Below are 8,272 nucleotides of genomic sequence, written 5' to 3'. Positions count from 1 at the left end.
GCGGGGGGGGGGGGGGCCCGGGGGGCCCCCCGCCGGCCCCCACCGCCGTGCGGGCTCTCAGCCGAGGACGAGCACCGGTGCCGCGGCCACCAGGGCCACGAGCAGTGCGGCGAGCACGGCCACCAGGAGTACGTGCGTCAGCGTCCGGGTCGAGGCCTTGGCCGACCTGCCAGGCAGGTACGCGAACACGGCACCGACGACGAGTCCGGCGACCAGCCCTCCGATGTGCGCGGTCCAGGAGATGTTCGGGACCACGAAGGTCAACACGAGGTTGACCCCCATCAGGACGAGCACCATCCGCAGGTCCAGGCCGAGCCGTTTGCCGATCACCAGCACTGCCCCGAAGAGGGCGAAGATCGCCCCGGAGGCGCCGACCGAGAACTGGACGGGTGCCACGAGGAGACTGAGCACCGATCCGGAGAGCGCGCCGACCACCCAGAGGGCGAGGAACCGCCCGTGCCCCAGCCAGCGCTCCAGCTGCGCCCCGAGGACGTACAGGGCGTACCCGTTGAACAGCAGGTGGAAGATACTGCCGTGCAGGAACGCCGCGGTGATCAGCCGGTACCACTCACCGGTCATGACACCCCGGAGCGTCCCGTCCTCCAGCCGGCCGAGGCCGAGCATGGCGAACTCCCGGATGAGCCCGGAGGCCCCCGCCTGACCGATGGGGTCGGACGTGCCCAGCTGGGCGACGAAACCGGCCACCATGAGGCCCAGGAGCGTCCAGGTCACGTAGGGCTTCGTGACGGCCCTACCCCCGAAGGGCGTCCGTGCCCGGCGCACGGCCCGGTTCCCCTCCGCGACGCACCGGGGGCACTGGAAACCCACCGACGCCTCCACCATGCAGTCCGGGCAGATGGGCCGTTCGCACCTGGTGCAGCTGACCCCGGTCTCCCGGTCGGAGTGCCGGTAGCAGGTGCGCGGGGCCGTCGGCCCCGGTTCCGGTGCCGCACCGGACGGAGGTGGGGGCGCGGTCATGGTCTGTCTCTCACTCCTCGGTGTCCTGGTGTCCCCGGCGGTTCCCTAGCGGGTGATCTCGATGCTGTTGATCACCACGTCCTCGCGGGGGCGGTCCTGGGAGTCGGTGTCGACCTTGGAGATCTCGGTGACCACGGCCTCGCCCTCGACGACCTCACCGAAGATGGTGTGGCGGCCGTCGAGCCAGTACGGCTTCTCCACGGTGACGAAGAACTGCGAACCGTTGGTACCCGGACCCGCGTTGGCCATGGCCAGCAGGAACGGGCGGTCGAATCGCAGGTTGGGGTGGATCTCGTCCTTGAAGGTGTAGCCGGGGCCACCGCGCCCGGTACCCAGCGGGTCCCCGCCCTGGACCATGAAACCGTCGATGACGCGGTGGAAGATCGTGCCCTCGTACAGGCTGCTGTTGGAGGGCTTGCCCGTGGTGGGGTCGATCCACTGCTTGGAGCCGTCAGCCAGGCCGATGAAGTTGGCGACCGTCTCCGGAGCCTCCTCCTCGAACAGTTTGACGACGATGGTTCCCTTGGAGGTGTTCAGCCGCGCGGTGGGCTGACCCTTGGAGTCCGACACCTACGTGCCTTTCGATCGACTTCGTTTACGTGCTCACGTTACCCGTCCGTCTCCCGGACTCGGCCGGTACCCGGCGGACAGCCCCGGGACGGGGAAATGTGGGACGGAGCATGCTCTCGGGAGGTGAGGGATGCCCGTACGTGGGCAGAGGACTGTCAGAGAATCCGTCGGCTGGTGTCGAAACTCCGATCGCCGACGGAGAGGACGTATGTTGAGATAACACCCGGATAACGGGGCAGGACGACAGGAAGCCTCCCACTGTGGCTCGATGCGTCGGCCACACCGGGTGGAGACCGTAGAAACCGGTGAACGAACGAAGGAGCTGACGACGTGCCTATCACTGCCGAGCGTCGCAAGGCACGCAAGGAGGCGGAGGCGACCCTCGCCCGCCTGCAGGACCTGGCCAAGGAGCAGGCCGACCGGCTCGGCCCCTACGCCGACCAGGCGCGGGACCAGGCCGCTCTGAAGCTCCTCCAGGCGCGCGGCTGGACCGCTCCCCGGCTGGAGAGCGCCGCGCTGCGTGTCGAGGACACCGTGGCACCTCGCGTGGCCGGTCTCCTCAGCGCCGCAGCGCAGCGCGTCGACCCGAACCCGGGTCGTCGGGGGCTGCGGCTGCTCCGCCGCGGGAACCGCCGGATCCCCCGCGGGGTCCTGATCGGGGGCGCAGCCGTGGTCGGCGGTGTCGTGGTGTACTCGCTCATCCGCCTGCGGCAGGCGTCGCAGGACGCGGAGTGGCAGGAACACCTGGACCAGGCCCGCGACCAGGTCCGTGAGACCCGCGAGAACCTGGAGGAGAAGGCCGCCGACGTGGCGGACAAGGCCGCGGAGACCGCCAAGTCCGCCAAATCGGGCAAGGGCAAGGCCAAGGAGACCGTGCGTGTGGCCTCAGGGGACAACCGCGCACAGGAGAACGGGCGCCCCAACGGGTAGCGACCGCGTGACGGGTACCCGATAGCACGACGGCAGGAGGGCCACCGCGTCCGGTACGGGTTGCACGGGCCCACCGACGCGCTGGTCTCCTCCCCCCTCAGCCGGGGCGGGTCCTCCCGCCCCGGCTTCGTCGTGCGCGGGGCGGCGGGGACGCGTCCGGTCAGTCGTCCTTGAGGAAGCGGTAGGGCGTCGGGTAGCGCCAGTTACTGCCCATGAGGCTCGCCACGGACGCGATGGCGGGGAGGACGGCCCAGCCCAGGGCGATGGCGATCACCACGAAGATCGGCAGGATCAGCCAGGCGAGAAGCACGCTCGCGATCCCCCCGACGAGGCAGAAGAGCTGGAAGTTGAGGGACTCCATGGCCTGGCGCCGAACGTACGGCGAGATCCTGTCGCTCGCCAGGAACAGCACAAGCGGCGCGACGATGGGGAAGAAGTAGTTCCCGCCGTGGCCGATCGCGGCCACGACCCGCTCCGCGGAACTGCTGGGCAGGGGGTCCTTGGGCCCCGCCTCCTTGCGTTCGGTACGGGGGGACGGGCCGGCGGCCGAACGGGCCGACGAGCCCTGCGGTGCCACACCGAGGTCCTCGGTGAGCGGGGCCAGGTCGGCGCCGAACTTGGCCTGCATGGCCTTGCCGGTCCGCTCGTCGAGCTCCTCCTCGTCGAGTTGGCCCTGGCTGAAGGCCTCCTGGAGGACCTGGATAACGGAGTCCCGTTGGGCGTCTGTGAGGCGGATCTGCGGCTGGGCCTGCGGTTCCCAGGGGCGTCTCGCCGGATACTGAGGGTCCTGCACAGCCACCACTCCCACTCCCAACGACGACGGGAGTACGGCCCAGTTCAGCCGCACTCCCACCATCATGCGTCACAGGTCGGGCCACCGCTATGGGGGCCGCCCCTGATCCTCCCCTGATTCTGTCTCCCCCCTGAGGTGGAGACAGGACACGACTTTCGTCTGTGCCGCCGAGTTGCTGGGGCGTCCCGTCCCCGACGCCCCGGCCCGGTTCGGCGGCCCGGGCTGCCGGTCAGACCCGGAGCACGGAGGGGACCGGAACGGTGTCCCTCACGTGGACCGGAACCGTACCGGACGCGGGGACGGTCTCGGACTCCGCGGGGGGGACGGCCCCGGCGGCCCCCGCACCGGGGACGTCCTGGCGGGCCTGCTCGGCTTCGTAGCGGCGCTCGGCGCTGGTCAGCAGTTCGTACCAGTTGACCACGTCCTTGCGCCGACGCAGAAGGGCACGGCGTTCGCGTTCGGTCATGCCTCCCCAGACACCGAACTCGATACGGCTGTCCAGCGCCTCCGCCAGGCACTGGGTACGCACCGGGCATCCCCGGCAGATGAGCTTGGCGCGGTTCTGCGCCGCGCCCTGCACGAACAGGGCGTCAGGATCGATCTCCCGGCATTTGGCACGGGCTGCCATCTTCTCATTCCACATGTTGCCCCACTCCCAAGATCAGCATGTGTGGTGATCGGAAATCCGCCGACCGACGCAACCGTCGGCGGTGAGGAGAAACGGACCGAGTCGACGACGGGGGCCTGAGCGCGTACGGGGGGCCGTACGGCTCATCTTCGGCGGTCGATCGTTTCGGCGCGTTGTCTTCCTCGTTGTCGCTGGTGTCGAAACTACGGATCGTCCCAGTTCACCAACAGACCCCAAGAGGCCTATTTCTCATATGGCCCAGTAGGACCATTGCACTTAGAGGAAGTGTCATCATACACACACGTAGAGTCACTGCATGTGGTACGAGCGGCCCCACGTAACCGGAATGAAAGGTCATGGGCAGAAAATTCACCGACAAGCCCTATGACCTGCGACTTCATGCCATCCCATGAGCGACTGCCCCCACCCGGACGCGCCCGGGTGAAGTGGACTCTCCGTCATCCTTCTCACCCGATCGGGCTATACGCACTCCCGGGGCCCACACGATCCGCAACCCCACGCGCCACTCATTTCGCACCCCTGGCGGGGGAAGTTTTCACTACTCATTAGTAACCGAACATATTTCTTGCTTTCCGCCCCATCAACTATTGAATACGGGCACAGGTCCCCATTCGCGTTTTTCTCCCTAAAACACCCATCAGGTGACCTCCGGCCTGCCGGGCCACCCGGATCTGCCTCTGCCGGCGGGACCCGTGGAGAGAAGACGGGGAGAGGTCCCGCGAGGCGGCCGGAGCCGGCGGGGCCACCCCTGCCTCGGGGGAGGACAGCCGCGGCCCCGCCGGGTTCGACACCCACCGCGCGTCCGCGCGCGAACGCCGGCGCCTACATGAGGCCGGCGCGCCGGGCCAGGATGTGAACGGTGACGACGCCGGTGGCGATCAGGGCCCAGATGAGCCAGACCCACCAGGCGGTGCCCTGGAAGATCGTGCCGGTGACGACGGTGATCAGGGCGAGGGCGAGGGTCGCGTAGGCGATCCACACGGAGGTCTTCGTACTCATGGTCTGCCTTCCTGTTCGGGGGGTGTGCGATCCTGAGAGGAGGGGCGGACCCGGGGTATTTGCCTTACCCCGGGCCCTCCCGTCAGCGCTTCCTACGGCGCTTGCGGTGGCCGCCCGATCGTGTGCTCGCCCTTGCCGGCCCCCGGGGCGGTCCTGGACGTGGCGGACCGGATGAGCACGGGCCACGCCGCTGCTCTTCGGAAGGCCAAGGGGAGGTGACCGCTTCCAACGTCATCCGGTCTAAATCCGGTCCAGGCCCCGGGAACGCGAAACGGGGACCCCCGTAGGAGTCCCCGTCTACAACGCCTGATCTGCGCTTTTCCGCTGTGGAGCCAAGGGGAGTCGAACCCCTGACCTCCGGTATGCAAAACCGGCGCTCTGCCAGCTGAGCTATGGCCCCGCCGAACTCGGGCTCACGCCCAAGCCGCTATGCAGAGCATACCGTCCCCGGAGGCGACTGCGATCCTGGGGGCACCGCGGAGGGCCCGTGACAGCACAAAGCCGTGGGTCGCGCCACGGGATTGTCGGCCCACCCACGTCTTCGTGTCACTGATGAGCGGGCTCCGGGACGGCGCGCGCCGCGCCTGTCCACGGTTCACCCTGTGGAAACCACCCGGCCGCTCACGGCTGCCAGGCGGCCCGGTGGTCAGCTCTCGCTGGCCGCCGTGGCCTCGGTCCACAGGTCGAGCTCGGCGCGGTCCGCCTGGATCTTGCGGTAGACGGCGAAAGCCCCGAGGGCCACCAGCGCCAGAACGATGATCTTCTTCACTGTCTGGACCCTTTCGTTGATCCGGTGCGTGCACACGGGCTCCCGCCCGGGGACGGGGGCTCCGTAGAGAACTTTATGAGGTTGTCACCTAGCAGACTAGCAAGCCATCGGGAGCGGTCCCTGCCATGGTGGACCGATTCACACCAACTTCTGACGCCGATCCCTCCCCCGCGGTTCCCCGGACGTCAGGTCAGCAGCGCCATCCTCCGCAGGATCCCGACCGTGGCCTGCGCGGACGCGGCGATGTCGGTGAGCTTGGACCACACCTGCTTGCAGGCGCGAACGGACTCCTCCGCCTCCACGATCGACCCGCCCCCGGTCGCGTCGACATAGGCGAGTGCCGACTCGTCCTCGTCGAACTCCAGGACGGAGAAGGGGCCGGCCACGCCGGGGTGGGGACCCGCCGAGGTGGGGAGCAGCTGCACCGTCACCCGGTCCGACTCGGTCGCCAGCTCGACGATCCGGGAGGTCTGCGCCCGGAGCAGCTCCAGGTCGGACGCGATCCGCTGGAGCGCGTCCTCCTCGACGATGGCGTGGTAGCGCTCCAACCCCCCGTGGTCCAGGACCTCCTGGCGTTTGAGGTGGGCCGCGACCATGCGGTCGACCCCCCGGTCCCCGTGCCCCAGGGCCCGTGCCACCGATGCGGTGTAGTCGGGCACCTGGAGGAGATCGGGGACGAGGATGCCCGCATACGACTGGACGGACACGGCACCCGCCTCGTTACCGACGTAGGCGGAGGAGAGGACATCCTCGTACTCGGTCCACCAGGGTCGGAGCCTGGACTCCCGGACGAGTGTCAGGATGGCCTCCCGTTGCCCGCCGGTCACCCCGTACAGCCGCAGGAGGGCCGAGATCTCCATGACGGAGGGCCACTTGCGGATACCCGTCTCGATGTGGCCTAGCTTGGCCGGAGACCACTCCAGCTCCTCTGCGACGTCGCTGAGGGTCAGGCCGGCCTGTACTCGGCGGCGGCGGAGTTCGGCGGACAGCCGCCGACGACGGACCGTGGGACTGGTCATGAGGCTGATCCAATGACACAGAGCGGTGAAGGTAGGCCACCAGCGAAACACGGTGTCTAGCATCTAGCAATGCGTTTCTAGAAAAGAGCGGCCGATTCGATGCATTACGGCACCCCACCCCCCACACTCGCGCCAGCAAACCTGCCTTTTGTCACAATAAGTAGCCATGATGGAGAAACTGAGGCCCGCAGGGACACCATCAACAACACAAGATTTCATTGATCACTCCGAACACAGTGACACCATGGGTCACTCGGGATCAACGAACACCGACCGCCGGAGGCAAGCCAGGAGAACAACGGTTCGGAGGGGCGGGAGCCCGCTGGAACACGAGCCGGGTCGCCGACGGGGTTCTACCCCGCCTGTCACCTATGTCTCACCCTGATACCAGCGGGAAGAAACCGCGTACGATGCTTGAGGTGCCTGCTCCGGCAGGCGTACCCGCACACATAGAGGAAACCCATGAGCTACCCCATTGACGACGCCGAGCAGCTGATCGCGAACGCGGAGGCACAGATGCCCCCGAGTACCCGGTCCCGTCTCATCGCGAAACTCCGTATGGGGAGGCACATCGACGACGCGGCGACCGAACTGGGCATCACCCCCAAGCAGGTGTTCTCGACCGCCCGCATCCTCACGGCCTTCGGCGACCAGCTCGACTTCACGCTCACCGAGCAGCGGGACCCGGCCCTGCCGCACGGCACCGTCACCGGATACAACAAGCGGTGCCGTTGCCCCGAGTGCAGGAGCGCCCTCCAGCAGCGCGTCTGAGTCGGCCCGGGGAGGAGCCGGAAAGGCACCGGCGTAGCCTTGCGACGCCTGTCCACGGTTCCTCCACCTGCGCCAACGTGTTGTTAACCCAGACTTCTCCAACCAATTCGGCCACCGCAGGCTTATGAGGTCCGCAGTCTGGGAAAACCGCAGAACATGAACGAGCACGTGGACTGGTCGGCGATGAGCGAAGAAGACTTCGTTGTGCTGCTGCGGCAGCTCATCGACTCCCCGGAAGCCGACGAGGACTAGGGAAAAGCGGCTTCTGAATTCCGGCCGCCTCCCCCGAGCACTTCCGAGCGCCCCACCCCCTGGCGCTGATGGTGCGGTGACCACGCCCCTGGTTTTCCGGGTCCCGCGACCACAGGCGTCCCGGCCCGGTGCCCGCGGTCGGATCGGGGATGAGGCGCTCCCAGCGGTGCCCGAGTCACGGCCGGGCCTCGGCGCCGCCGCCGGCCCACCCGTGACGCCGGGGGAGCCACAGGGAAGGACGCGGGTGCCGGAACACCGCCCCGACCCCCGCCTGAACCCTGCGCCCGTCTCCTGGGGCCTGTGAGCGTCCGCCGGGAGCAGTGGAGTCGTGCGGCGGAGTCGTCCACCACCCCACACGCCTTCCCGGGGGCACCGGGAGACCGTCCTCCCACAACCGGCCCGATCATTCACCAACGCATTTTCACAAACGCACAAGCTCGGGCGACAAAAAAAGGGAGGGAGCCACCCATCACAGGCAACCCCCTCCCCAACAAAAAACCGTGGCAGCGACCTACTCTCCCACCCCACCACAGGGCAGTACC

General features: G+C 68.1%; 10 protein-coding genes and 1 tRNA gene. 3 read left to right on the top strand and 8 right to left on the bottom strand.

The window, feature by feature from the left end; genetic code table 11:
* Positions 1-57 precede the first annotated feature (57 nt).
* Positions 58-732: a rhomboid family intramembrane serine protease gene (locus ACFWTE_RS28955; RefSeq protein WP_378783095.1), complete on the bottom strand. Its 675-nt coding sequence runs from the start codon at positions 730-732 to the stop codon at positions 58-60.
* Positions 733-742: 10 nt separating this feature from the next.
* Between ACFWTE_RS28955 and ACFWTE_RS28950 the strand changes: the two genes are divergently transcribed.
* Positions 743-913 (top strand): hypothetical protein, encoded by a 171-nt coding sequence (locus ACFWTE_RS28950; protein WP_378783094.1) that lies wholly within the window; start codon positions 743-745, stop codon positions 911-913.
* Between the two features lie 110 nt (positions 914-1,023).
* Here the strand turns inward: ACFWTE_RS28950 and ACFWTE_RS28945 are convergent, their stop codons facing one another.
* On the bottom strand, positions 1,024-1,548 hold the full coding sequence (locus ACFWTE_RS28945; RefSeq protein ID WP_378783093.1) for a peptidylprolyl isomerase: 525 nt from the start codon (positions 1,546-1,548) through the stop codon (positions 1,024-1,026).
* A 330-nt stretch (positions 1,549-1,878) separates the two neighbouring features.
* Here ACFWTE_RS28945 and ACFWTE_RS28940 point away from each other — a divergent pair, with 330 nt between their 5' ends.
* The gene (locus ACFWTE_RS28940) at positions 1,879-2,478 is read left to right on the top strand and encodes a hypothetical protein (protein WP_378783092.1); all 600 of its coding nucleotides are present in this window, start codon (positions 1,879-1,881) and stop codon (positions 2,476-2,478) included.
* 160 nt (positions 2,479-2,638) lie between these two features.
* Here the strand turns inward: ACFWTE_RS28940 and ACFWTE_RS28935 are convergent, their stop codons facing one another.
* The 6 genes from ACFWTE_RS28935 to ACFWTE_RS28910 all read right to left on the bottom strand — a co-directional run bounded on the left by ACFWTE_RS28935 (position 2,639) and on the right by ACFWTE_RS28910 (position 6,707).
* The gene (locus tag ACFWTE_RS28935; protein WP_378783091.1) at positions 2,639-3,271 is read right to left on the bottom strand and encodes a DUF1707 and DUF4870 domain-containing protein; all 633 of its coding nucleotides are present in this window, start codon (positions 3,269-3,271) and stop codon (positions 2,639-2,641) included.
* A 229-nt stretch (positions 3,272-3,500) separates the two neighbouring features.
* Positions 3,501-3,914 (bottom strand): WhiB family transcriptional regulator, encoded by a 414-nt coding sequence (locus ACFWTE_RS28930; RefSeq protein ID WP_378783090.1) that lies wholly within the window; start codon positions 3,912-3,914, stop codon positions 3,501-3,503.
* An 828-nt stretch (positions 3,915-4,742) separates the two neighbouring features.
* Entirely contained in the window at positions 4,743-4,919 is a 177-nt protein-coding gene (locus tag ACFWTE_RS28925) for a hypothetical protein (protein WP_378783089.1), read from the bottom strand.
* Between the two features lie 327 nt (positions 4,920-5,246).
* Positions 5,247-5,319, bottom strand: a tRNA-Ala gene (locus ACFWTE_RS28920).
* Positions 5,320-5,565: 246 nt separating this feature from the next.
* Positions 5,566-5,688 carry a DLW-39 family protein gene (locus tag ACFWTE_RS28915; RefSeq protein ID WP_014912962.1) on the bottom strand — a complete coding sequence of 41 codons (123 nt, stop codon included), beginning with the start codon at positions 5,686-5,688 and terminating at the stop codon, positions 5,566-5,568.
* Between the two features lie 185 nt (positions 5,689-5,873).
* Entirely contained in the window at positions 5,874-6,707 is an 834-nt protein-coding gene (locus ACFWTE_RS28910) for a helix-turn-helix domain-containing protein (RefSeq protein ID WP_378783088.1), read from the bottom strand.
* Between the two features lie 462 nt (positions 6,708-7,169).
* Between ACFWTE_RS28910 and ACFWTE_RS28905 the strand changes: the two genes are divergently transcribed.
* Positions 7,170-7,478, top strand: coding sequence for a hypothetical protein (locus tag ACFWTE_RS28905; protein ID WP_378783087.1), 309 nt, complete (start codon positions 7,170-7,172; stop codon positions 7,476-7,478).
* The last annotated feature ends 794 nt before the right edge of the window (positions 7,479-8,272 follow it).

Origin of the sequence: Nocardiopsis sp. NPDC058631 (assembly GCF_042716955.1) — a bacterium.
Lineage (GTDB): Bacteria > Actinomycetota > Actinomycetes > Streptosporangiales > Streptosporangiaceae > Nocardiopsis.
Note: the sequence above shows the minus strand (reverse complement) of the source record. Positions and strands in the feature narration are given on the sequence as shown.